This is a genomic window from Rhodococcus sp. IEGM 1406, from assembly GCF_030056745.1.
GTDB classification, from domain to species: Bacteria; Actinomycetota; Actinomycetes; order Mycobacteriales; family Mycobacteriaceae; genus Rhodococcus_F; species Rhodococcus_F erythropolis.
Map to the genome: position 1 here is coordinate 791,913 of NZ_JASHKO010000002.1, position 23,599 is coordinate 815,511.

Consider the following 23,599-nt stretch of genomic DNA (forward strand, 5'->3'; position numbering starts at 1 on the left):
GGATGCCGACGGCGCGTGATGCGCTCGCGTCTCCGCGCGCCCCACCTGCCCTGTTAAGGTCTGGAACTCGTGGTGGAAACTCGCACTCTCGCCCGGGCAGACGTGTACAAGTGGGGCGCCGTCACGGCGGTCGGTGTCATCGCCGGCTACCTGGCCGTGGTGCTCGCGAACGCTCGTCACTTCTACACCGACGACACCGAGTCCCAGTACGCGCCGCTGTGGGTCATGCTCGGCCGTAGCCTGCGAGAAGGACACCTGCCGGTACTCGTCCCCGAGAACTGGATGGCGGGCAACTACGCGATCGAGGAAGCGGGCCTTCTCAATCCGCCACAACTTCTGATCGACCTGATCGCACCGTCCTTCGACAACCTGGCGCTGTACGCGACGATCGTGAAATTGATCTTCGCGATCATCCTTGCGCTGGGCGTCTATCGGATCTGCCTGGAGTACGGCTCGCAGCCCACGTGGGCTGCGGTCGCCGGAGTCTCGATTCCGTTCACCGGTTTCCTCCTCTTCTTCGACTCGGCCAGTTGGATGACAGCCTTCACCGGCACCGCCTGGATGGTTCAGGCGTGGGCCTCGGCAATCCGCTACGCCAGAGGCAAGAGCGGTCCGATCCCGACCTTCGTGTTCTTGTATCTCGCGATGTCGGTCCAATATGTTTTCCCCGCAGTCGAATCCGGCTTGATGATCGTCGCAGTCGCGATCGGCGAAGTTGTCTATCAGCGGCGTTGGCTGCCGTCGCTGCGGCTTCTGGCGGTGTCTGCCTGTGCCGCCCTCGCAGGTCTCGCGACGTATCTGCCGAGCCTGCTCACCGCTGACGTCACCTGGCGCGGTGCATCCGAAGTCAAGAACGACGCATTCCTTGCCGTTCCCTGGTCGGAATCGCTGAACGCGAGCCTGCCGAGCACGATGCCCGCATTCTCCTCGTGGTGGGGATACATCCAGACCATGCCCATGGTCTACGTCGCGTGGTTCCTCATTCCGGCTCTGGCGTTCATCGACTGGGGCAAGGCACGCGCCGCGGCACGCGAATTGACCGCCGTCGGGATCTTCACGGTCGCCGTCCTCATGTGGACTGCCGGGCCGAGCACGATCGGCCCACTGCGGTGGCCCGCGCGCGTGCTTCCGATGGTGGCCATCGGACTCCTGCTTCTGGTGTGCATCCTGCTCGGGCGTTACGCCACGACCGACAAGTTGCGCGGACGCTGCGTTGCAGCGGGAATCCTCGTGGGCCTGCTTTTGATCAGGTCCGCCTCGGCAGCTCCCGGGCTCGCGAAATGGCATGTGATCTCAGCCCTGGTCGTTGCCGCACTCGGCGCTGCGATGGTGTGGCTGGGCCGTACCAAGGGCACCGCGCTCGCATGCCTGTTGGCAATCGCCGCGGTCTCCCCCATCGCCTACGCCCAGGTTCGGGCCGCGCAACCAACCCCGATGAGCTGGGACCTGCCCGAATCCCGCTCGGAGATGAAAGAGGCCTTCCCCGACTTCGAAGGCACGACACTGCAACTGGGCGACCGTGCACTCATCGCACCCGGGGACAAAACCCTCGACGGAGCGTACGGTTCCCTGGCTTTCGGCAACTACCCCAAAGACCTCGAACTGACCTACACCAGCGGCTACACCCCCAACGGGCACTTCTACTTCGGTGATCTGCTCTGCATGCGCTGGGACATGAGCGTCTGCCCCGACGCCTTCCGACGGGCATTCACCGTCGAACCCACCACCGGCCGCACCATCGTCGACCTGATGAACGTGGACCGCGTCGTACTGCAGAACGCCCTCTACCCCGACGCACGTAAGAGCCCGGCCCCCGACGGGTGGACATGGGTGGACTACCCCGGTCACGAGAACTACATCTCCGTACTCGAACGCGTCGACGGGCCCGTCTCGACACGAAACGGCCGCATCGCCGATACCCGTGGCGTCGAAGCTGTTTCGACGGCGGAATCGAACATGTCGAGCACCCTTCGTGTCAGTTCGGAGACCGGCGGCAAGGTTGTGTTCGCACGGCTCGGCTGGCCCGGGTATCGAGTTAGCCTCGACGGTCAGCCTGTCCCGATCGACGTCGTCGCGAAGTCCTTTGTCACCGTGGACATCCCAGCCGGGACGAAGGACGCTGAACTTGTCCTCACGTGGCGACCCCCGGGATGGAAGGTCGGCGGCGCTTCGATGGTCGCCGGAATCCTCGGCCTCGGTGTGCTCGAGTGGATGTATCTGCGGACACGACGCAAGGACCGGATCAACATCGTGAAAACCGAGTCTTCATGACCGAAGACATCGCATCACCCGAGAACCCCGGCCCGCTGCTGCGGGTGGTCAAGCATCAACCCATCGCGTTTGCCATTGTCGGAGTGGCCAATACGGCGATCGGATACGGGCTCTTCGTGATCTGGTCACTGATCCTCGACAACAAGGATCTGTATCAAGTGGCTGTGATCGGTGCGTACTCCATCAGCGTGCTCATCGCTTTCGTTCTGCATCGGACGTTGGTTTTCCGCGTCCGCGGACATGTGGCACGCGACCTGGGCGCGTTCATCGTCGTCAATTCCGGTGGCCTCGTGCTGAATCTGATACTCGGAACAATCGCGGTGTCGATTCTGCATGCCCCGCCGCTTCCCGCCCAGGCGGTTGTCATGTTGATCGTTGCCGGGGTGAGTTTCTTCGGTCATCGATACTTCTCGTTCCGCCGCAAACCTGCCGAGCGGCACTGACCCTTCTACGATTCGCGGGGTAGCGCTCGATCCACCGCGGCCTCGACGATCGTACGAATATCTTCCTCCCCGAACAGGTTCGGCAATGTCAGTCGATCCAGTACGAGCCAGTTCAACGACAAATAGAGCAGGCGAACGGTCATCGCATCACCCGGCACGCCCGACGCCAGATGATTGGCTACGTTCAGATCGAAGTCTTCTCGGATGCGGACGGTCAGGACCGCTCGCAGGTCCGGACGACGTATCGCCTCCAGCCGCAACTCCATGAGCGCGAGGAAACCCGTTCCAAACGAGGTGACCCGCTCGACCACGTCGAGCATGAGCGTCACCAGTCGCTCACGATCGGTGCCGTTGACGGGATCGATCAATCCCTCGAGGTCGTCCGGAATCAGTCGCTCGTAGATCCGGCCACCGGCCTGCGTGAGTAGGTCGTCGCGATTGGAGAAGTAGTTCGACGCTGTCCCGTTCGGCACGGCCGCCTGGGTGTCGACGGCTCGAAAAGTCAAGCCTCGAGCACCCTCTCGGGCCAACACCTCGATTGCCGCGTCGATCAGGGCAAGCCGTCGTTCCGGGTTCTTTCGCACTTGACATCACTCCTGACACGACCCTAAGTTAAACCACTACGAACATAGTACTACGAACGGAGCGTTTGATGCGAAAGCTTGTGTACTACGTGGGAGCTTCCCTCGACGGCTACATCGCGGGACCAGACGGCGAATTCGATTTCTTCCCGGTTTCCGAACAGATCACGGCCTGGATATGCGATCGATATCCCGAGACCGTGCCAACGCATGTGCGGCCCGCTCTCGGAATCGAGGACGCACCCAACAGAACCTTCGACACGGTCGTCATGGGCCGCGGCTCTTACGAGCCCGGGCTGAGCCTCGGCGTGACCAGCCCTTTTGCGCACCTGCGCCAGTTCGTCGTCTCCAGCACCCTCCCTGACGCCGAGGATCCCCCCGTCACCATCGTTCGCACCGATCCACGTGCGGTCGTCAGATCCCTCAAAGAGGAAGAAGGACAAGATATCTGGCTGTGCGGCGGCGGAACTCTCGCCGGCGAACTACTACCGGAGATCGACGAGTTGATCGTCAAAAGGTATCCGGTTGTCGCCGGCGCGGGCATACCGCTGATCAGAGGTAACTACGCGCCGACACTGTTCACACCGACTGCAACCGAATCGCTCGACGACGGCGCAAGCATCACCTGGTTGAAGAGAAATACCTAAGGAAGTAGATCCGGTCGACGCTCGGCCGTGCGCTGCAGCGACTGCTCATGGCGCCAGGCTTTGATCTTCGCGTGATCTCCGGAAAGCAGAACAGGCGGAACCTCGAGATCACGCCACACGGCGGGGCGAGTGTAACTGGGCCCTTCGAGGAGCCCGTCGGAGAACGAATCCTCTTGGTGTGACAGCTGATTGCCGAGAACGCCGGGCATCAGTCGCACAACAGCCTCGACCATCACCAGCACGGCTGCTTCACCGCCGATCAGAACGTAATCGCCGATACTGACTTCTTCGACGCGAACCCGCTTGGCGGCGTCGTCGAAGACGCGTTGGTCGATACCTTCGTATCGGCCGCAGGCGAAGACAAGGTGCTTGGCGGTGGCCCAGCGATGTGCGGTCGCCTGAGTGAACGGGACGCCGGCGGGAGTCGGCACCACCAGGATCGTCTCGGCATCATCCGGGCCGGAAGAATCGGAGCGACCGATCACGTCGTCCAGCGCCGGACCCCAGACGGTGGGTTTCATGACCATGCCGGGTCCGCCGCCGTACGGGGAATCGTCGACCGCTTTGTGTACGTCATGGGTCCACGACCGAAGATCGTGGACGTCGACCGAGATCAAGCCACGTTCGATTGCCTTGCCCAGCAAGGCAGCACGAAGCGGTTCGAGATACTCGGGAAAGATGGTGACGACGTCGAGACGCATGACAAACGATCAGTCGTTGTCTGAGTTCGAATTGTCGCTGTTCGACTTGTCGCCGAAGTCCGGGTCGAGCAGTCCCTCGGGAGGCTCGATCACCACGACGCCGTCGGCAATCGACACCGAGGTGACGATGGCGGCGACAAACGGGATCAGCAATTCACCGGACGTCTCACCGGTACGGCGAATCGAAAGCAATTCGCCTGCGGCGGAATGCAATACCTCGATGACCGAACCGACCTCGGTACCGTCCGTGAGGACGACCTTCAGTCCTTCGAGTTCGTGATCGTAGAACTCGTCCGGATCATCCGAAGGCTCGAGTTCGGAACTGTCGATGACAAACAGTGTGCCGCGCAACGCATCTGCGTCGCCACGGTCACTGACGCCTTCGAGGCGCAGCAGAAGCCGCCCGGAATGATCCCGGGCGGCTTCCACTGTGTACGACTTCAGTGTGGACTCGCGCGGCTTGCGCCCACGCAGCACAGAACCTACGGCAAAACGATCTTCGGGCTCGTCTGTACGAACCTCGACTACCAATTCACCTTTGATGCCATGCGACTTCGCGACACGACCGACTACGAGTTCCACCTGTTTACTGCCGTCTACTGATCGGTGTCGACGACATCAACACGGATACCGCGGCCACCGATGCCGGAGACCAAGGTCCGCAGAGCGGTCGCCGTGCGACCACCCCGACCGATGACCTTGCCGAGATCGTCGGGGTGCACGTGCACCTCGACGGTCCGTCCCCGACGTCCGGTGATCAGCTCGACACGCACATCGTCGGGATTGGCGACGATGCCACGCACGAGATGCTCTACCGCATCAGCGACGACGGCACTCACTTGTCAGCAGCCTCGGCGTCTGCAGCGGGAGCCTCGGCGTCAGCCGCGGTGTCTTCTGCCTTGGCCTCGTCAGCCTTTGCAGCCTTCTTCTTCTTGGGGGTGATTGCTTCTGCAACCGGCTCGTTCTCGGCCTGCGCGAGTGCAGCCTGGAAGAGCTCGAGCTTGGTGGGCTTGGCTTCCTTGACGCGCAGGGTGCCTTCGGTGCCCGGCAGGCCCTTGAACTTCTGCCAGTCACCGGTGATCTTGAGGAGTGCCTCGACGGGCTCGGTGGGCTGTGCGCCCACGGACAGCCAGTACTGAGCGCGCTCGGAATCGATGTCGATCAGCGAGGGCTCTTCCTTGGGGTGGTACTTGCCGATGGTCTCGATCGCACGGCCGTCACGACGGGTGCGCGAGTCGGCGATGACAACGCGGTACTGAGCGTTGCGGATCTTGCCGAGGCGGGTGAGCTTGATTTTGACAGCCACAGCTGCAGTTCTCCTTCAGCGCGCACAACAGTGCTGCGCATGTCACGTGCAATTCAGCGACCCACACGATTTGTGAGCCCGGTTTTGCCTCTATCCTGTGACCGTCGCAGCGGTACGTAACCGGTTGCGACGAACAATGGTCCATTGTGCCAGATGGGTGGGCTCGTTCGGAAACCACCCTGTGCGCGCTTCGAGAGTGCAGGGACTCCCTAACCACTCACGGGGGTGCCGCGGAGGATCACACGCGCCGGCTTCGCGAGCACATCGGGGTTTCCGCGCGGATCTTCGGAGTAAACCACCAGGTCGGCGGGCGCTCCCTCTTCGATGCCCTGGGCACCCAACCAACTCCGCGCATCCCAGCTGGCTGCGCCCAACGCCTGGTGAGCCGTCAATCCGGCAACTTCGAGTTCGGCGATCTCGTCGGCGATCCGCCCGTGCCTGATCGAACCGCCGGCATCCGTTCCGGCATAGATCGGAATCCCGGCCTCGTAAGCGGCACCGATTGTCTGGTGCCGACGAGCGTGCAAATCGCGCATGTGCGCCGCGTAGATCGGATACCGCGTGGCGGAGTCCGCGATCTCGGGGAAAGTAGCGATGTTGATCAGCGTCGGAACCAGGGCCGTGCCGTGCGCGACCATCGACTCGATGGTCGCGTCCGTCAATCCGGTGCCGTGCTCGATGCAGTCGATACCGGCGTTGATCAGGCCGGGCAAAGCGTCTTCGGCAAAAACGTGAGCGGTGACCTTTGCGCCTTCGGCGTGGGCGGCAGCGATGGCCTCGACCAGGATCTCGTCGCTCCACAAGGGAGCCAGATCGCCGACGGAACGATCGATCCAGTCGCCGACGAGCTTGACCCAGCCGTCACCAGCGCGTGCCTGACGCACTACCTCGGCCGGCAACTGAGATTCGTCGTCCAGGTCGACCGGCAAGCCCGGGATGTACCGCTTGGGTGCCGCGATGTGCTGACCTGCGCGAATGATTCGCGGCAAATCGAGGCTCTCGTCGATGAACCTGGTGTCGACCGGTGATCCGGCGTCGCGGAGCAACAGCACGCCCGCGTCACGTTCGGTCTTCGCCTGCTCCAGCAAGCCGTCGACGGTTTCGCCCCCGCCACCTCCGTAGCGGATACCGACGTGACAATGCGCATCCACGAGACCCGGTGTGATCCAACCCGATTCGACGATCGTCTCCGCACCGGACACCGGCTCGAAGGAAATCAGCCCGTCGACGATCCACAATTCGATCGGCTCGGCATCGGGCAGACCGATACCCCGCAGATGAAGCGCAGCCACCGACTACTTCTTGGGCAGCTTGAGCTGGGAAAGATCGATGCCTTCCAGTCCGGGCGGCAACTGATCGAGACCCTTGGGCATGTTCGACAGGTCGGGCATACCGGCCGGCATTCCGCCGGGCATACCCGGGAATCCGCCCATGCCGGGGAATCCTCCGCGCATCTTGGGCTGCGTCGGGCCCTTGCCGCCCTTCTTGCCCTTCTTGCCCTTCTTGCTGCGAACCTGCTTACGCGCGCCGGGCATGCCCATACGGCCGGCCATGGCAGCCATCATCTTGCGGGCCTCGAAGAAGCGATCCACCAACTGGTTGACGTCGGAAACCTTGACGCCCGAACCGTTCGCGATGCGCAGTCGGCGTGAGGCGTTGATAATCTTCGGATCGTCGCGCTCGGCCGGCGTCATACCGCGGATGATGGCCTGAATGCGATCGAGTTGCTTCTCGTCGACGTTGGCCAGCGCGTCCTTCATGCCGCCGGCACCCGGCAGCATGCCGAGGAGGTTGCCGATCGGGCCCATCTTGCGGACAGCCATCATCTGATCGAGGAAGTCTTCGAGGGTGAGCTGACCGGAACCGATCTTCGCTGCGGTCGCTTCGGCCTGATCGGCGTCGAAAACCTGCTCGGCCTGCTCGATGAGGCTCAGGACGTCGCCCATACCGAGGATCCGGCTGGCCATGCGATCGGGGTGGAAGACGTCGAAGTCTTCGAGCTTCTCGCCGGTGGACGCGAAGAGGATCGGCTGGCCGGTGACCTCGCGGACGCTCAGTGCGGCACCACCGCGGGCGTCGCCGTCGAGCTTGGTGAGGACGACACCGGTGATGCCGACTCCCTCACGGAACGCGTCGGCGGTACTGACCGCGTCCTGACCGATCATGGCGTCGAGGACGAAGATGGTCTCGTCCGGGTTGACGGCGTCACGGATACCGGCGGCCTGAGCCATCAGCTCCGAGTCGATACCGAGGCGACCGGCGGTGTCGACGATCACGACGTCGTAATGCTTGTTGCGGGCTTCCTCGACTCCGGCCCGGGCGACCTCGACGGGGTCGGCTGCGGACACGCCGAGGGCGTTCTCGCCACCGCCGATGGAGGTACCGGGGTGCGGCGCGAAGACTGCCGCGCCCGCACGCTCACCGACGATCTGAAGCTGAGTGACGGCGCCGGGACGCTGAAGGTCGCAGGCAACGAGGAGGGGCGTGTGCCCCTGGTCCTTGAGCCACTTGGCCAACTTTCCGGCCAGCGTGGTCTTACCGGAACCCTGCAGACCGGCCAACATGATGACCGTCGGCGGAGTCTTGGCGAACTGGAGTCGACGAGTTTCGCCGCCGAGAACCTCGACCAGCTCTTCGTTGACGATCTTGACGACCTGCTGAGCCGGGTTCAGTGCACCCGAGACCTCGGCGCCCTTGGCGCGTTCCTTGATCTTGGCGATGAAGCTGCGCACTACGGGAAGCGCGACGTCGGCCTCGAGCAGGGCAAGGCGGATCTCGCGGGCCGTAGCGTCGATGTCGGCGCCGGACAGACGACCCTTGCCACGCAGATCCTTGAGAGATCCGGTCAATCTGTCGGAAAGGGATTCGAACACCGAGTGCGCTCCTGAAGGTCGTGCGAGTTAGCCGTGGATATTCTCGGGCACCAGCCTAGCCGCTACGCCCGCACCGATCCCAGCCGATGCGGGCGTAACTGCCGAAACCGGTCCGTCAATCCTCTTTCTTCTTCGGTTGTGGCACCGGAACCACCGCCAGCACCGCCTCCTCGACGCGCTCTCGCGCCGCGCGGGTATCGGCCTCACCGAAGTCGAGGCAGAACGCGTCGACCACCGAGGAACCCAACGTGGCGACCTTCGCCCACCGGATGTCGGCACCACTGTGTTCGAGTGCTGCGGCCAGTCGGCAAAGCAGGCCGACGCGGTCTTCGGTACGCAATTCGAGGATCGCGTGACCGTCACCGGGCGCGTCGAACCAGATGACCCGCGGCGGTGCCTGCGAATAGAGCACCGGAACCGCCGAATCCTTGTTTGTCTGGATCGGGTCGTCCCACTGCTCTGCCCGTGCCTCCTCGTCCTTGGCGTCGAGAAGTTCGAGCAGATTCAGTTCACCGGCCGAAGCGCGGATCAATTCCTGCCTGAGCAGCACCGCCTGCGGCGGTGTGCCGAACCTCGGTGTGACGACAAACGAATTGACCGCCGAACCCGCATGCGACCCCAGCGAAGCGGAATGCACCCGCAACGACTGCAGCGCCAGAACTCCGGCAGCCCGAGACAGCAACCCGGGCGCGTCGGGCGCGATGACGGTCACGACGTAGGTGTGCGGATTCTCGGCCGGAACGAGCGAGACGTGAACCCCGCCATCCTCGGCAATGGCCAACTGCTCGGGAGCGAGTGGATCGGGTTGTGGGAGTTCCTCCCCCGCCATCAGCAAACGGCAACGACGCACGAGCTCACCGATCAGAGACGACTTCCAGTCGCCCCAGACGCCAGGCCCGGTGGCCAGCGAATCCGCCTCCGCCAACGAATGCAGGAGATCGAGAAGCGTCCCGTCCCCTTCGAGTGCGTCGACCACTCGCTGCACCGTTGCCGGATCGTCGAGGTCGCGACGGGTCGCCGTTTCCGGCAGCAGCAAGTGATAGCGCACCATCGCCGTCAACGTCGCGACGTCGGAAGGCCAGAGCCCCAAGCGATTTCCGATCGCGGTGGCCAATTCGGCACCGACGACGCTGTGGTCTCCCCCTCGCCCCTTCCCGATGTCGTGGATCAACGCACCGAGCATGAGCAGATCCGGCCGAGCGACGCGAGTGGTGAATCCGCTTGCATACGCGGCGGTTTCGACCAGGTGGCGATCCACCGTCCACGTATGGACGGCGTCGCGCGGCGGAAGATCGCGAATGGTCCCCCACTCCGGCAGGAGTCGACCCCAGAGCCCGGTCCGGTCCATCGCCTCGATCACCGGAACGGCACGCGATCCCGAACCGAGCACGACCAAGAGATCGTTGACCGCATTTTTCGGCCACGGCTCACGCAGTTCCGGGGCATTGTCGGCCAGTCGATTGAGCGTCGACGCGGAGATCGGCATGCCGTTGGTGGCCGCCGCTGCCGCGACCCGCATCACCAGACCGGGATCCTTCTTCGGCCTCGCATCGCGCGCCAGGACAACTTCGCCGGCATGCTCGACGACACCCTCGTCCAGTGGTCGCCGCACCGGCGCGCGACGCAGCCGCGACAAACCACGCCGGGGCAAGGAGTTTCCGGCGGTACGGATACCGACGTCCACCGAATAGCTGATGGTGCGCGCCGATTCACTGAGAAGGCGGGCCAGATCGAATCGATCACCGATCCGCAGCGCCGCACCGATTTCGTCGGCGTCCTGCGCTCGCAGTTGATCGCGGGCGCGACCGGCAACGCGGTGAAGTTCGGTGCGCACGTCGAGCAACCGCCTGTGCGCGAGTGCCAGACCGCCGCCGGGCGAGTTGGGTCCCAGCCCTGGCATCCCGTCGGTCAATTGCGCGATGGACAGGGCGTTGAGCAGTTGGACGTCACGCAGCCCGCCACGGCCGCTCTTGAGATCCGGTTCGGCGCGATGGGCGATCTCGCCGCTGCGCTCCCACCTCGTACGGGTCTGGGTGATCAATTCGTCGAATCGGCTGCGGATGTCCATGCGCCACTGTCGACGGACACCACTGATCAACAGGTTGCTCAGCTCCACGTCGCCGGCAATGTGGCGTGCTTCGAGCATTCCGAGTGCCGCCGTCATGTCGGTGGCCGCAACCTGAAGCGCCTGTGGAAGCGTCCGCACGCTGTGGTCGAGTTTGATGTGCGCGTCCCACAGCGGATACCACAGGCTGTCCGCAACCTGGGCCACGACCGCTGGGTCCATGTCGTCGTGCAGCAGAATCAGATCGAGATCGGAATACGGCAACAGTTCGCGTCGGCCAAGACCACCCACGGCGACGATGGCAAACCCACAATCCGGTTTGATGCCCAGTTCGGTCCCCTTGGTGGTCAACCAGAACTCGTGCAGATCGACCAGTGCATGTCGCAGAGAAGGGGCGTCGAGCCTCCTGTTCTTGACGCCTCCGGTGAGTAGGGCCTTGCGTGCGCGGGCCAGGTCCGCAGCTTCGTCGGATCCCCCTGACGAGACCGGCCCTGGCCCCGTCGCTTTCGCGACGGAACCAGGGCCGAGGTTCTCGGACCCTTTCGGGTCAGAGTGCATCGCCACCGCGTTCCCCGGTGCGAACCCGGATGACCGACTCGACTGGCGAGACCCACACCTTGCCGTCACCGATCTTGCCGGTGCGAGCGGCCTCGACGATCACCTCGACCACCTTGTCCACGGCCGCGTCGTCGACGACGACCTCGACCCGGACCTTGGGTACGAAGTCCACGGAGTACTCCGCGCCTCGGTACACCTCGGTGTGACCCTTCTGTCGGCCGTAGCCCTGAACTTCGCTGACTGTCATACCCAGCACTCCGGCCTGCTCGAGTCCGGTCTTGACGTCCTCGAGCGTGAACGGCTTGACGATTGCTGTGATCAGCTTCATGTGCTCATCCCTTTCCAAACTCTGAAGTGCCTGAATTCACTTTAATCACGTGCTGATCACGCGAGGTCGTATGCGGTCTCTGCGTGTTCGGTCTCATCGATGCCGCGTGCCTCGTCCTCGGCCGAGATTCGCCAGCCCAGGGGCTTGAGTGCGAAGCCGATGATCGTCGTCAGAACGCCGGTGAAGACGAGTGCTGCGAGTGCGATCACGATCTGAACCACCAGTTGCTTGTAGTCGCCGCCGTAGAAGAGGCCGGTTGCGGTGCCGAAGAATCCGATACCGATCGTGCCCCACAGGCCGGAGACAAGGTGAACACCGACGACGTCGAGCGAGTCGTCGAAGCCGAAGCGGAACTTCAGGCCGACTGCGAGAGCGGACAGGATGCCGGCTACGGCGCCGAGGAAGATGGAACCGACGGGGTTGAGCGCACCGGCAGCAGGGGTGATGGCGACCAGACCGGCGACCGCACCGGAAGCTGCGCCGAGGCTGGTGGCGTGACCGTCACGAATACGCTCGGTGGCGAGCCAGGCCAGGACTGCGGCACACGTCGCGGTGGTCGTGTTGACCCAGGCGAGACCGGCGTTACCGTCGGCGGCGAATGCCGAACCGGCGTTGAAGCCGAACCAACCGAACCAGAGAAGTGCGGCGCCGAGCATCACGAAGGGCAGGTTGTGCGGACGGAAGGCGGTCTTGCCGAAGCCGAGACGCTTGCCGACGATGAGGGCGAGGACCAGACCGGCCATACCCGCGTTGATGTGAACGACTGTGCCACCGGCGAAGTCGATCGGAGCGACGTTGGCGACGGTGACTCCGTCGTCGTTGACCGTGGTGCCGAAGAGCTTTGCCGCGATGCCGTCCTCGGAGCCCGAGAGGAGTCCGCCGCCCCACACCATGTGTGCGAGGGGGAAGTAGACGACGGTGACCCAGATACCCGAGAACAGCAGCCAGGTGCCGAACTTGACCCGCTCGGCCAGGGCACCACTGATAAGGGCGGTAGTGATGATCGCGAATGTCACCTGGAACGCGATGTCGATGACGTTGGGGTAGCCCCACGCGCCGGCGATGAAGTTGCCGTCAGCATCGGTGATGCTGTTCTTGAGGCCGAAGAACTCGAACGGGTTGGCAAAAATGCCCCCGATGTTCTCGGTGCCGTAGGACATCGACCATCCCCACAGAACGTAAATGACGCCGATGACGGCCATGGCCCCGAAGGACATCATCATCATGTTCAGGACGGACTTGGACCGAGACATCCCGCCGTAGAAGAAAGCGAGGCCGGGTGTCATCAGCAAGACCAGAGATGCAGCCATCAGCATCCATGCGGCGTTACCGGAGTTCGCCAACAAATCGTCGGTACTCACTTACTACCTCCTAGTCGCACGTGCCGGGCAGCACGTCGTTAAGGAGAAGAGTGCTGGGCTGGTGTTTCGTCCATGGCGCTGTCGCGTTTCGCAGACGTGAACCAATTGCCCAACTTTGTTGCAAACAGGTTTCGCCAGGGGGTTCTACCGACCCTGTGCGCCTTTTCGGTAGTTCGCGCTACCAAAAAGGCGCACGGGGCGTCAGCCCAGCAGGGCGTCGACGAACGCACCCGGCTCGAAGGGCGCCAGGTCGTCGGCACCTTCACCGAGACCGACCAACTTCACCGGCACACCCAGTTCATGCTGAACCTGGAAGACGATTCCGCCCTTGGCGGTTCCGTCCAGCTTGGTCAGTACGACGCCGGTGATGTCCACGACCTCCGCGAACACTCGAGCCTGCGCCAGTCCGTTCTGGCCGACCGTCGCATCGAGAACCAGCAGAACGTCGTCGACCGACGCCTTCTTCTCGATGACCCGCTTGACCTTGCCGAGCTCGTCCATCAGACCGGTCTTGGTGTGCAGACGGCCCGCGGTGTCGATGAGGACCACGTCGACGCCGTCCGCGATGCCGCGTGAGACCGCGTCGAATGCAATCGCAGCGGGATCGCCACCCTCCTTGCCACGAACAACTTCAGCGCCGACACGCTCGGCCCACGTCTGGAGCTGATCGGCAGCGGCGGCGCGGAACGTGTCCGCGGCACCGAGCACGACGCGACGACCGTCGGCGACGAGCACGCGAGCCAGCTTGCCGGTGGTGGTTGTCTTGCCGGTTCCGTTGACGCCGACGACGAGCAGAACAGCCGGGTGATCATCGTGCGGCAACGCGCGGATGGAGCGGTCCAGTTCCGGACGCAGTTCGGCGATCAACACCTCGCGCAGAAGGGCGCGGGCGGCAGCCTCGGTCCGGACGCTGCGGGCCGCCATCTGCTCACGAAGCTTCGTGACGACCTTTTCCGTGGTCGCGGAGCCGAGGTCTGCGATGAGAAGGGTGTCCTCGACTTCTTCCCACGAGTCCTCGTCGAGATCGCCGCCACCGAGTAGGCCGAGCAAGCTCTTGCCGACTGCTGACTGCGAGCGGGAGAGGCGCCCGCGCAGTCGGTCCAGCCGACCCTCGGTCGGGTCGATCTCGTCCAGCACGCGCGGTGCAGGCTCGACAGGTTCGGGAACTACGACGGGTTCGGGAACTACGACGGGCTCGGGTACGACTGCAGGTTCGGGAACGACAGGTTCTTCGACAACAGGTTCTGCTACTGGTGGTTCTTCTACGACCGGCTTTTCGATTACCGGCTCTTCGACAACCGGTTCCTCGACAACAGCGGGTTCTTCGACAACCGGCTCCTCGACGACGGCCGGCTTCTCCGCAACAGGTTCTTCGATGATCGGTTTTTCGACGACAGGTTCTTCGACGACAGGCGGCTTCTCCGCGACCGGCGGCGTCGGAACCACCGGAGGTGGCGCCGTTGCCGTCGAGCCTTGACTGAAGTTGAACCCGCCACCGGCCTTGTAGCCGCCTGACTTGTCCTTCTCGGGGGTGCCGAGCTCCGGCTTCGTCTCGGGCGCCTTCAGCGAGACCTGCCCCTTGCGGTAGCGCAGGAATCCGGCAACGAGAACGACGAGTAGTACGGCCGCTACAGCCGCGATGATGATCCAAGCCTGGGTAGTCACCGGCCCATTGTTTCAGGCTCCGACCCGGAAAGTGAGCAGGGCTTACGTCGAGGCCATGTCTTGACCGCGAAGTCGCTGCGAAATCACGGTGGTGATGCCGTCGCCGCGCATGCTGACTCCGTACAACGCGTCGGCGATTTCCATCGTCGGTTTCTGGTGAGTGATCACGATCAACTGCGACTTCTCCCGCAATTGTTCGAAGAGTCCGATCAGCCGCCGCAGGTTGGTGTCGTCCAACGCCGCCTCGACCTCGTCCATCACGTAGAACGGGGACGGGCGTGCCCGGAAGATCGCGACCAGCATGGCCACCGCGGTCAACGACTTCTCGCCGCCCGACAGCAACGACAACCGCTTGACCTTCTTACCGGGCGGACGCGCCTCGACTTCGATGCCTGTGGTCAGCATGTCCGACGGATCGGTGAGAACCAGTCGTCCTTCTCCCCCGGGGAACAATTTCTCGAACACGCCCACGAACTCCCGCTCGACGTCGGCATAGGCCTCGGTGAACACCTGCAGGATTCGTGCGTCCACGTCTGCGACCACAGCAAGAAGGTCCTTACGGGCGGTCTTGACGTCCTCCAATTGAGTGGAGAGGAAGGTGTACCGCTCCTCGAGAGCTGCAAATTCCTCGAGCGCCAGCGGATTGACCTTGCCGAGGGTGGCGAGGTCTTTCTCCGCCCGCTTCGCGCGCCGTTCCTGAGTCGCACGATCGTACGGAAGCGGAGCGGGGGCGGTCACCTGCTCGCCGCGCTCCTTGGCCTGCTCGTACTCCTCGATTTCGATAGCGGTCGGCGGCAGTTCGACGTCGGGTCCGTACTCGGCGATCAGATCATCGAGGCCGATACCGTACTGATCGAGGATCGACTCCTCGAGTTGTTCGATGCGCAGCGCTGCCTGAGCCTTCGCAACCTCGTCGCGATGGACGGCGTCGGTCAGTGAAGCGAGCTGTCCGGTCAGTGCCCGGACGATCTCGCGGACCTGATCCAGCTTGGCTGTGCACTCGGAGCGGGCCCGAGCCAACTCGTCGCGATGAGCAAGAGCTGCAGCGACGACGGCCTCGAGTTCGGCCGCCACGCGCTGCCCCGACTCGGCGACGGCAGCTGCAACCTCCGCAGCGTGCGCTCTGGCGCGCAGAGCCCGCTCGGCGCGAATTCGTGCCTCTCGTTCGGCAGCAGCGGCGCGGCGAAGCGAATCAGCCTTTCCGCGTACGGATTCCGCACGTTCTTCGGCGGTGCGCACGGCAAGGCGAGCATCCATTTCGACTATGCGCACTTCGGCCAGCGCTGCTGCGGCCATTTCGCGATCGGCAGCGGTCGATTCCGCACCGTGTCCCGGTGCACTGCCGTCGGTTTCGGCCACACGCAGACGTTCTTCCAGGTCCGCCAGCTTTGTCAGCGACTCACCGCGGCCCTCCTCGGCACGCACTCGCTGGGCGGTCAACCGCTCGGATTCCGCGTGGGCGACTCGTGCTGCCTGCCCCAATCTGCCCAACTGCTCGTAAATGGCGGACATGGCGGCGTCCGACTCGTTGAGCGCCGCCAAAGTCTGCTCCGCGGTCTCGCGTCGAGCGGCCTGTTCGGCCAGAGCGCCGGACAGCGCCGCATCGAGTTCCTCGGATCGGCTCTCCGTTGCCGCCAGTTCCGCTGCTGACGCGTCGATCGCCGCCTGTACCTCCAGCGTGCTGGGTTGCCGATCCGAGCCACCGATCATCCACCCCGAACCGTGCAGATCGCCGGAACGCGTCACTGCACGAATTCCCTTGTGATCAGCAACAACTCGAATCGCGTCCTCGAGAGTCTCGACCAGGACAACGCCATCGAGTATTGCGGTCAACCCCGCACGCAACTCGTCAGGGCAGTCGATGACGTCGACGGCAGGACGACTGCCCGGTGCGATCTCGGCCTCGCGTTTGATCACCGGTTCACCGCTCACGATCAGCGAGGCACGCCCACCGTCCTGATCGGCCAGCGCTGCAACAGCGGAGCGAGCAGAGTCCAGCGACTGCGCCACGACGGCGTCCGCCGCCGGCCCCATCGCGGCAGCGATGGCAGCTTCGTAGCCGGGTTCGACGTGAATCAATCCGACCAGCGAGGTGATGCCGTCGTCGCGCCGATGTTCGAGCAGCCAGCCGCCACCGTCCTTGCGCTGCAAGCCCATCGACAGTGCCTCGACGCGCGCACGGAGCGAAGCTATGCGTTGCCCGCTCGTCTTTTCTTCCTCACGAAGTTCTTCGACACGTGCGTCGATCATCTCGAGAGCTTCGACGGCGCGTTCATGATTGGTGTCGAGGCCTACTTCACCGGCGTCGAGGTCCCCGATGCTTTCCTGCACCGTGTCGAACTCGGCTTGTGCGGCATCCCCACGCAGACGAGCCTCGTCGATGGCCTCGGTCAGTCGCGAAACTTCCGCGTCGACGGATTCGACGCGGGTACGCAAAGTGTCGACCTGACCGGAGAGTCGAGCAAGACCTTCACGGCGGTCGGCGACGGCACGAACTTCCGCCATGTGCGCCCGTTCCGCTTCTGCTGCAGCATCTTCGGTGGCTGCCAGCTGGTCCCGAGCAGCTTCCGACGCCGCTCGCGCGATTTCGACGCCTTCGAGGAGTTCGGCCTCCTCGGCCGCAAGACGTTCGGCGCGCGCTTCCATCTCGTCCGGGTCCTGGCCGCGGTTGCCGACGGGTTCGGAGTCGAGATGTCGTGCACGCTCGCGGGCGATGCGCACGGTGGCGTTGACTCGTTCGGCAAGCGCGGAGAGCTGGAACCAACTCTGCGCTGCCGCTTCCGATCCCGGAGTCAGACGAGCGAGAGCTTGCTCCTGGCGCCCGAGTTCGAGGTTGGCCTCGTCGAGCGCGGACGCCACCTCGTTGTGCTGTTCGCGGGCCGCTTTCTCGTCCTGCGCCTGGTCGTTCAGTTGGGTTCGACGGGTCACCAGGTCGTCAGCGGCCAACCGCATCTTGGCATCACGCAGGTCAGCCTGGACCGTCTGTGCTCGCCGAGCAACCTCGGCCTGGCGTCCCAGCGGTTTGAGTTGCCGACGCAGTTCCGCGGTGAGGTCACTGAGTCGAGCGAGATTGGCCTGCATGGAATCGAGCTTGCGTACCGCTTTTTCCTTGCGGCGGCGATGTTTGAGGACTCCCGCGGCTTCTTCGATGAAGGCGCGTCGATCCTCGGGGCGGGATTCGAGGATCGCGGCGAGCCGTCCCTGCCCGACGATGACATGCATTTCGCGGCCGATACCGGAGTCGCTGAGCAGTTCCTGGACGTCCATCAGACGGCAGGACGAGCCGTTGATCTCGTACTCCCCCGCGCCGTCGCGGAACATCCGGCGCGTGATCGACACCTCGGAGTACTCGATCGGGAGCGCGCCGTCGGCGTTGTCGATGGTCAAGGTCACCTCGGCGCGGCCCAGCGGCGCGCGGCCGGAGGTGCCGGCAAAGATGACGTCTTCCATCTTGCCGCCGCGCAGAGCCTTGGCGCCCTGCTCGCCCATCACCCAGGTCAACGCATCGACGACGTTGGATTTACCCGAGCCGTTCGGCCCGACGACACAGGTGATCCCCGGCTCGAACCGAAGAGTCGTTGCCGACGCAAAGGATTTGAATCCCTTGAGTGTCAGACTCTTGAGGTGCATGGGGGGAAACTTTACCGCCAAACCGGTCAGCGTTCGACGAACCCTGTCAGGTCGCCCCTGGCGGGGCCCCAGCTGTCGACCACGAGATCCACCGTGCCCGGTGTTGTTCCCGAGCGAAGCAACTCCAACAATTTCTCGAGCTGCGTGCGTTCGCCTTCCGCCACGACGAGCACTCGACCGTCACGCTGATTCGACGCATATCCGATCAACCCGAGTTCGAGGGCGCGGGCCCTGGTCCACCACCGGAACCCGACGCCCTGAACATATCCGTGAACCCACGCCGTCAACCGCACAGGCGGTGTCTCAGTCATGACGTTCAGCCCGCCACACGTTCGAGACGGTGGACGTCGCCGAGGAAACCGGTGGTGTAGAGCGAGTTGGGGTCCCAGCCCGGGCCGGCACCGAACTTCACCGCGGATGTGAACGGCAGACCCGAGGCGATCTCACACGAAGATCCTGAATCCGGATCGACGCGAACAACTTTGCCGCCGGCATTGAATGCGACGTACAACGCGCCGTCCGGTCCGACGGTCAGATCGTCCGCCATGTTTGCCGGACCGAACCCGGGGAGCGTGATCGTTCGCACCGGCCCGCCCAGATCGTGTGCGTCGAGGACGTGGACGGCGGTCACCATGTCGAAAGTGGTCGTTACGTAGATCGCCGAACCGGAGCGTGCGAGGCCGTCGACGGTGCCGAGATCCTCACGAACGATCGAACTGGTTCCGTCACTGTCGATGACCGTGAGCCCCGGCCGGGTCAGGGTGCGAGCTGTGAGGAAACGGTTACCGTCCAGTGGCACAAGCCCGTTCGGCATCACCAGACCGTCGGCAATCGTAGTCACCGATCCGTCTGCGACGTCGACCTTACGAAGGCTGCCGTCGGCGATTCCGAACAGACCCGAGACAGTCGAGTTGCCCGTGGTGAAGTACACGGAACCGTCACGCGCGACCAGCCCGCCAGGTCCGGTGACGTCACCGACCAAAGTTGTCCGTGTTCCGTCCGGCGCCACTTTCAGCAGTGCACCCGGCCCGATCAGAGCCGACTGCGACAACACCATCGATCCGCTGCCGTCGAATTCGAGATTCTCGAGCATTCCGGCACCAGTCGTCACGACGCTCGACGTCCATTTGCCGCAACCACCGTCCGAGCCGTCGGCCGGGACCGAGGCCTGTGCCGGAGCACTCACCGCCACAACGGAACCCAGTGCGATCGCAGCGACAACACTGCCGGCGCGGGACATCAGGCTTCCGTGTCGAACGACAGCGTGACCTTGGTTCCGGCCTTGAGAGTGCGCCCGACCGTGCACACCTTGTCGACGGAACGCTCGACGAGAGTGATGAGGCGCTGCTGCGCTTCGGCATCCAACTCACTCAGGTCGAGTTCGAGAACCTCGTCGAGCTGCGGGTAGACCTCGTTTTCACGATCGGCGGCACCGGACACTCGGACCGTCGCGTCGTAGTTGTCACCGAGGCGGCGAGAGATCGGGAAGTCTGAGCTCATCCCGGTGCATGCAGCCAGTGCAATTTTGAGGAGTTCGCCGGGCGTGAAGACTCCTGGCACCGATTCGGAGCCGATGAGAACCTCTGCGCCGCGCGAACTCTTGCCGGTGTAGAGGCGGGTTCCTGTGCGTTCCACCCAAAGCTCCGTGTGAGCTGGGGCGGTTGCAGTGTTGTCTGGAGTCTGTTCAGCCATGACGCAATCTTGCCACTCCGCCGAACCGAAGGGGCGGAGACCTAGGCGATTCGCCGTGCCCTCGGGGTCGGCTGACACCGCGGGCAACTGAACGACGATCGATTCATGAACTTCTCACGCTTGATCGGCGCGCCGCATCGCGGGCACGGAAGATTCTCCTGCCCGTACGCCGACAGCGACCGGTCGAAGTAGCCCGATTCCCCGTTGACGTTCACGTACAGCGCGTCGAAGGACGTACCGCCCTGATCGAGCGCCTCGCCCATCACCGAGTGCGCCGCGGTCAACAGTTCTCGAAGTTTGGGCCTGGTGAGCGATTCGGCGATTCGGTTGCCGTGAATCTTTGCACGCCACAATGATTCGTCGGCGTAGATGTTTCCGATTCCGGAGACCACTGTCTGGTCGAGAATCGCCCGCTTGATCTCGGTGTGCTTGCCCCGCAGGACTTTCACGACGGATTCGAGATCGAACGCAGCATCCATGGGATCGCGAGCGATGTGCGCCACCGACTCGGGCAGCATCGTTCCGTCGACCTCGACGAGGGGTGAAATCGACCAGCCACCAAAGGTCCGCTGGTCGACGAATCGAAGATCAGCCCCGGAATCGAGGGCCAACCTAATGCGTAGGTGCTTTTCCCAGTCGACTGTCGGGGGTTGGACCAACATCTGTCCGCTCATCCCGAGATGAACCACCAGTCCGACACCGGCAGGCTCGAGAACCAGCCACAGATACTTGCCGCGACGCTCTGCCGAAGCGATGGTCTGCCCGGTGAGTTGGCCGATCAAGTCCTCGGAACCGAGAATGTGGCGCCTGATCGCGCGGGGATGGAGGACCTCGACGGCCTCGATCGCCGCACCTACAGCATGAGACTGTAGGCCGCGGCGAACGACTTCGACTTCGGGAAGCTCAGGCAAGAGTGAACTCAGCCGGCGAGATCAGACGGGTTGTCAGCAGCGACTGCGCTAGCAGCGGCATTCTCCGACATCGTCTTCCATGCCGAACTTGCTGCCTTCTGCTCGGCTTCCTTCTTGGAACGACCGACACCGACGCCCAAGGGCTTGCCACTGATGAGAACTGTGGCCGTGAATTCCTTGTCGTGATCGGGTCCGGTAGCGGTGATCTCGTAGACGGGAACTCCGGCACCGTGTTCTGCGGTCAGTTCCTGCAGACTCGTCTTCCAATCCAGACCCGCGCCGAGAAGCGGTGCGCGAGTGAGTAGATCGTCGAACAGATCGAGAACAACACGTCTCGCAGTATCGATGCCGTGCTGCAGGTGTATGGCGCCGAGAATCGACTCCATACCGTCGGCGAGGATGGATGGCTTGTCACGGCCGCCCGTCATTTCCTCGCCCTTACCCAGCAGCAGGTGAGCTCCGAGTCCACCTTCACCCAGAGTCCTGGCAACCTCGGCGAGTGCATGCATGTTGACCACGCTGGCACGAATCTTCGCCAGATCACCTTCGGATTTGTCCGGGTGGGACAGATAAAGATTTTCGGTCACCGTGACGCCGAGAACGGAATCCCCGAGAAATTCGAGGCGCTCGTTCGTGGGCAGACCGCCGTGCTCGTACGCGTACGAGCGGTGCGTGAGAGCCAGGGTCAGAAGACCGGGCTCTATATCTACGCCGACAGCGGCGAGGAGCTTGTCGTGATTGCCCTCGCCGCCGGCGGCTGAAACTGTATTTTCGCTCGTCATAGTCTTTCTCCGGGGAGAACTAGACAGCAGCGGTTACCTGGCGGCCCTTGTAAGTACCGCATGACGGGCATGCGATGTGGGGAAGGGTCTGCTCGCCACAGCCACGGTTGGGGCAGGTAACGAGGGTGGGCACAGTGGTCTTCCACTGGCTACGACGCGACCGCGTGTTGGATCGCGACATTTTGCGCTTGGGGACAGCCACTTCTACTTCTCCTCGGCTTCGGTGATCACAAGATTTTCGCTGGTGTTTGATTCCACGCCAAATTTGGCCGCGAGACCAGCCCAGCGAGGATCAAGTATGTCATGCCCATGCCCAGATTCCGCAATCGCCAGGCGAATGCCACATTCTGAGCACAATCCCAGGCAATCGTCACTGCACAGAGGCTGGAGCGGAAGCGCCAGACCGACTGCATCGACGATGACCGGTTCGAGGTCGATTTCGTCGTCTTCGACCGCGTAGACCTCTCCCTCTTCCGTCGTCTCCTCGGTGGTGCTGTCCGGGTAAGCGAACAACTCCGTGAGATAGATGTCCACGGTGTCGGTGAAAGGTTCAAGGCACCGCGAGCATTCACCCTTGGTGGGTGCGTGCACGTTTCCGGTGACGAGAACGCCTTCGGACACTGCTTCGAGACGAAGATCGAGATCTATGTCCGCGCCCGCTTCGATCGCGATCAGATCGAGACCGATACGGTTCGGGGACTGAATTGTTCTCTCGACGGTACGCATCGACCCTGGACGACGACCGAGCTTGACCGTGTCCAGCAAAAATCCCGCATCACTTGACTGATGCGACGAACTACGACGATGCGTTGACAAAGAGAACTCACCTAACTGTTGAAACTGGTATGGGCAACCACTCCACAATACGGCAGCTACAACGCAAATCCCAATTCCGTCCACGAAAAAGTGGGCCGCCCCATATCGGACGACCCACCCTCGACTGTCTCGTTCGCTCTAGCGACGACGCTCCGAACGACGATCGTCGTCCTGGTAGTCGGGGACTCCCGAACCTGTTCGAAGCTGTTGACGACCACGCCCGACCGATCGAACCGTTCCGGTGAGGAACTCTTCGAACTCGGCCAACTTGGTGTCCACGTACAGGTCACACTCCGAACGCATCCTGTCGGACTCGGCATGAGCGGCGTCGATCACTCGCGCGGATTCCGCGTGAGCTGACTGGACAACCTCGGTCTGCGACACCAGACGAGCCTGCTCCGCCGTTCCCTCCGCCACTGAATGTTCGTACGAGGCCTGGCCGGACTCGATCATCCGATCGGCCTCGGCACGCGCCCGTCCGGTGACGGCCTCGTACTCACGACGGCCGTCGGTGACGGTCCGTTCCGCTTCTGCTTCGGCGTCCTCGACCAACTGATCGGCGTGCGCGCGTGCTTCGGCAACCATGCGATCGGCCTGAGCCTTGGCATCGGACAGAATCCGGTCGGCGTCGTCGCGTGCGTTCTCGACAGTCGAGGTTGCCTCGGCATTGGCGCTGCTGACTGTCTTCTCGGCGTTTGCTCGCGCGTCACCGACCAATTTGTCGCGATGATCGAGGACGTCCTGAGCGTCGTCCAGCTCACTCGGAATTGCGTCCCGGACGTCGTCGAGTAGCTCGAGTACGTCACCGCGAGGCACAACACACCCTGCGGTCATGGGAACACCGCGCGCCTCTTCGACAATTGCGACCAGTTCGTCCAGTGCCTCGAATACGCGGTACACAAGCAACCCCAATCTCTACCGGCCGAAATCGGCCCACATCGTCACCGGTCCACTCGGACCTGTGCCCGT

General features: G+C 63.4%; 23 protein-coding genes. 3 read left to right on the forward strand and 20 right to left on the reverse strand.

What is annotated here, in order from left to right:
- The first annotated feature begins 72 nt into the window (after positions 1–72).
- Together QM596_RS13050 and QM596_RS13055 are read left to right on the forward strand one after the other, a co-directional pair.
- Complete coding sequence (locus QM596_RS13050; protein WP_283309182.1) at positions 73–2,271, forward strand: hypothetical protein; 2,199 nt, start codon at positions 73–75, stop codon at positions 2,269–2,271.
- Entirely contained in the window at positions 2,268–2,714 is a 447-nt protein-coding gene (locus QM596_RS13055; protein WP_020969332.1) for a GtrA family protein, read from the forward strand. The genes QM596_RS13050 and QM596_RS13055 overlap by 4 nt, the downstream gene beginning before the upstream one ends.
- 5 nt (positions 2,715–2,719) lie before the next feature.
- Here the strand turns inward: QM596_RS13055 and QM596_RS13060 are convergent, their stop codons facing one another.
- Positions 2,720–3,298 carry a TetR/AcrR family transcriptional regulator gene (locus QM596_RS13060; RefSeq protein WP_020969331.1) on the reverse strand — a complete coding sequence of 193 codons (579 nt, stop codon included), beginning with the start codon at positions 3,296–3,298 and terminating at the stop codon, positions 2,720–2,722.
- Between the two features lie 68 nt (positions 3,299–3,366).
- Here QM596_RS13060 and QM596_RS13065 point away from each other — a divergent pair, with 68 nt between their 5' ends.
- The gene (locus tag QM596_RS13065) at positions 3,367–3,942 is read left to right on the forward strand and encodes a dihydrofolate reductase family protein (RefSeq protein ID WP_029255125.1); all 576 of its coding nucleotides are present in this window, start codon (positions 3,367–3,369) and stop codon (positions 3,940–3,942) included.
- Here QM596_RS13065 and trmD read toward each other — a convergent pair.
- The 19 genes from trmD to QM596_RS13160 form a co-directional block, all read right to left on the reverse strand.
- Positions 3,939–4,643 (reverse strand): tRNA (guanosine(37)-N1)-methyltransferase TrmD, encoded by a 705-nt coding sequence (gene trmD / locus QM596_RS13070; RefSeq protein WP_019747962.1) that lies wholly within the window; start codon positions 4,641–4,643, stop codon positions 3,939–3,941. The genes QM596_RS13065 and trmD overlap by 4 nt on opposite strands.
- A 9-nt stretch (positions 4,644–4,652) precedes the next feature.
- Entirely contained in the window at positions 4,653–5,225 is a 573-nt protein-coding gene (rimM, locus tag QM596_RS13075; protein ID WP_021343908.1) for a ribosome maturation factor RimM, read from the reverse strand.
- Positions 5,226–5,239: 14 nt separating this feature from the next.
- Positions 5,240–5,482, reverse strand: a complete 243-nt coding sequence (locus QM596_RS13080; protein WP_003939023.1) for an RNA-binding protein — start codon at positions 5,480–5,482, stop codon at positions 5,240–5,242.
- Positions 5,479–5,949 carry a 30S ribosomal protein S16 gene (gene rpsP / locus QM596_RS13085; RefSeq protein ID WP_003942818.1) on the reverse strand — a complete coding sequence of 157 codons (471 nt, stop codon included), beginning with the start codon at positions 5,947–5,949 and terminating at the stop codon, positions 5,479–5,481. Before rpsP ends, QM596_RS13080 begins: the two co-directional genes overlap by 4 nt.
- A gap of 209 nt (positions 5,950–6,158) precedes the next feature.
- Positions 6,159–7,241 carry an amidohydrolase family protein gene (locus QM596_RS13090; protein ID WP_283309183.1) on the reverse strand — a complete coding sequence of 361 codons (1,083 nt, stop codon included), beginning with the start codon at positions 7,239–7,241 and terminating at the stop codon, positions 6,159–6,161.
- A gap of 3 nt (positions 7,242–7,244) precedes the next feature.
- On the reverse strand, positions 7,245–8,822 hold the full coding sequence (gene ffh / locus QM596_RS13095) for a signal recognition particle protein (RefSeq protein ID WP_003942713.1): 1,578 nt from the start codon (positions 8,820–8,822) through the stop codon (positions 7,245–7,247).
- Positions 8,823–8,937: 115 nt separating this feature from the next.
- Positions 8,938–11,445 carry a [protein-PII] uridylyltransferase gene (locus QM596_RS13100; RefSeq protein ID WP_020907284.1) on the reverse strand — a complete coding sequence of 836 codons (2,508 nt, stop codon included), beginning with the start codon at positions 11,443–11,445 and terminating at the stop codon, positions 8,938–8,940.
- A complete protein-coding gene (locus tag QM596_RS13105; RefSeq protein ID WP_003942772.1) occupies positions 11,435–11,773 on the reverse strand; it encodes a P-II family nitrogen regulator in 339 nt (112 codons plus the stop codon). Before QM596_RS13105 ends, QM596_RS13100 begins: the two co-directional genes overlap by 11 nt.
- Positions 11,774–11,829: 56 nt before the next feature.
- Positions 11,830–13,089, reverse strand: coding sequence for an ammonium transporter (locus QM596_RS13110; protein WP_042450902.1), 1,260 nt, complete (start codon positions 13,087–13,089; stop codon positions 11,830–11,832).
- 246 nt (positions 13,090–13,335) lie between these two features.
- Positions 13,336–14,799, reverse strand: coding sequence for a signal recognition particle-docking protein FtsY (ftsY, locus tag QM596_RS13115; protein WP_029255121.1), 1,464 nt, complete (start codon positions 14,797–14,799; stop codon positions 13,336–13,338).
- A gap of 42 nt (positions 14,800–14,841) precedes the next feature.
- The gene (gene smc / locus QM596_RS13120; RefSeq protein ID WP_283309184.1) at positions 14,842–18,429 is read right to left on the reverse strand and encodes a chromosome segregation protein SMC; all 3,588 of its coding nucleotides are present in this window, start codon (positions 18,427–18,429) and stop codon (positions 14,842–14,844) included.
- A gap of 26 nt (positions 18,430–18,455) precedes the next feature.
- Positions 18,456–18,740 carry an acylphosphatase gene (locus tag QM596_RS13125; RefSeq protein WP_283309185.1) on the reverse strand — a complete coding sequence of 95 codons (285 nt, stop codon included), beginning with the start codon at positions 18,738–18,740 and terminating at the stop codon, positions 18,456–18,458.
- A gap of 5 nt (positions 18,741–18,745) precedes the next feature.
- Positions 18,746–19,669: an SMP-30/gluconolactonase/LRE family protein gene (locus tag QM596_RS13130; protein WP_283309186.1), complete on the reverse strand. Its 924-nt coding sequence runs from the start codon at positions 19,667–19,669 to the stop codon at positions 18,746–18,748.
- Entirely contained in the window at positions 19,669–20,121 is a 453-nt protein-coding gene (locus tag QM596_RS13135) for an OsmC family protein (RefSeq protein WP_020907278.1), read from the reverse strand. Before QM596_RS13135 ends, QM596_RS13130 begins: the two co-directional genes overlap by 1 nt.
- Before the next feature lie 41 nt (positions 20,122–20,162).
- A complete protein-coding gene (mutM, locus tag QM596_RS13140; RefSeq protein ID WP_019747953.1) occupies positions 20,163–21,032 on the reverse strand; it encodes a bifunctional DNA-formamidopyrimidine glycosylase/DNA-(apurinic or apyrimidinic site) lyase in 870 nt (289 codons plus the stop codon).
- A gap of 8 nt (positions 21,033–21,040) precedes the next feature.
- Positions 21,041–21,814, reverse strand: coding sequence for a ribonuclease III (gene rnc / locus QM596_RS13145; RefSeq protein WP_133729149.1), 774 nt, complete (start codon positions 21,812–21,814; stop codon positions 21,041–21,043).
- Between the two features lie 19 nt (positions 21,815–21,833).
- Positions 21,834–22,016: a 50S ribosomal protein L32 gene (gene rpmF, locus QM596_RS13150; RefSeq protein WP_007729318.1), complete on the reverse strand. Its 183-nt coding sequence runs from the start codon at positions 22,014–22,016 to the stop codon at positions 21,834–21,836.
- Between the two features lie 2 nt (positions 22,017–22,018).
- Positions 22,019–22,579, reverse strand: a complete 561-nt coding sequence (locus QM596_RS13155; protein WP_007729319.1) for a YceD family protein — start codon at positions 22,577–22,579, stop codon at positions 22,019–22,021.
- Between the two features lie 189 nt (positions 22,580–22,768).
- Positions 22,769–23,530, reverse strand: a complete 762-nt coding sequence (locus QM596_RS13160; RefSeq protein WP_003942696.1) for a DivIVA domain-containing protein — start codon at positions 23,528–23,530, stop codon at positions 22,769–22,771.
- Between the last annotated feature and the right edge of the window lie 69 nt (positions 23,531–23,599).

Coding starts and splice junctions, on each gene's coding strand:
- QM596_RS13055 (WP_020969332.1), top strand. CDS start 2,268: ATGACCGAAGACATCGCATCACCCGAGAACCCCGGCCCGCTGCTGCGG.
- QM596_RS13065 (WP_029255125.1), top strand. CDS start 3,367: ATGCGAAAGCTTGTGTACTACGTGGGAGCTTCCCTCGACGGCTACATC.
- trmD (WP_019747962.1), bottom strand. CDS start 4,643: ATGCGTCTCGACGTCGTCACCATCTTTCCCGAGTATCTCGAACCGCTT.
- QM596_RS13100 (WP_020907284.1), bottom strand. CDS start 11,445: ATGCACTCTGACCCGAAAGGGTCCGAGAACCTCGGCCCTGGTTCCGTC.
- QM596_RS13105 (WP_003942772.1), bottom strand. CDS start 11,773: ATGAAGCTGATCACAGCAATCGTCAAGCCGTTCACGCTCGAGGACGTC.
- QM596_RS13110 (WP_042450902.1), bottom strand. CDS start 13,089: ATGCTGATGGCTGCATCTCTGGTCTTGCTGATGACACCCGGCCTCGCT.
- smc (WP_283309184.1), bottom strand. CDS start 18,429: ATGCACCTCAAGAGTCTGACACTCAAGGGATTCAAATCCTTTGCGTCG.
- QM596_RS13125 (WP_283309185.1), bottom strand. CDS start 18,740: ATGACTGAGACACCGCCTGTGCGGTTGACGGCGTGGGTTCACGGATAT.
- QM596_RS13130 (WP_283309186.1), bottom strand. CDS start 19,669: ATGTCCCGCGCCGGCAGTGTTGTCGCTGCGATCGCACTGGGTTCCGTT.
- QM596_RS13135 (WP_020907278.1), bottom strand. CDS start 20,121: ATGGCTGAACAGACTCCAGACAACACTGCAACCGCCCCAGCTCACACG.
- rnc (WP_133729149.1), bottom strand. CDS start 21,814: ATGACGAGCGAAAATACAGTTTCAGCCGCCGGCGGCGAGGGCAATCAC.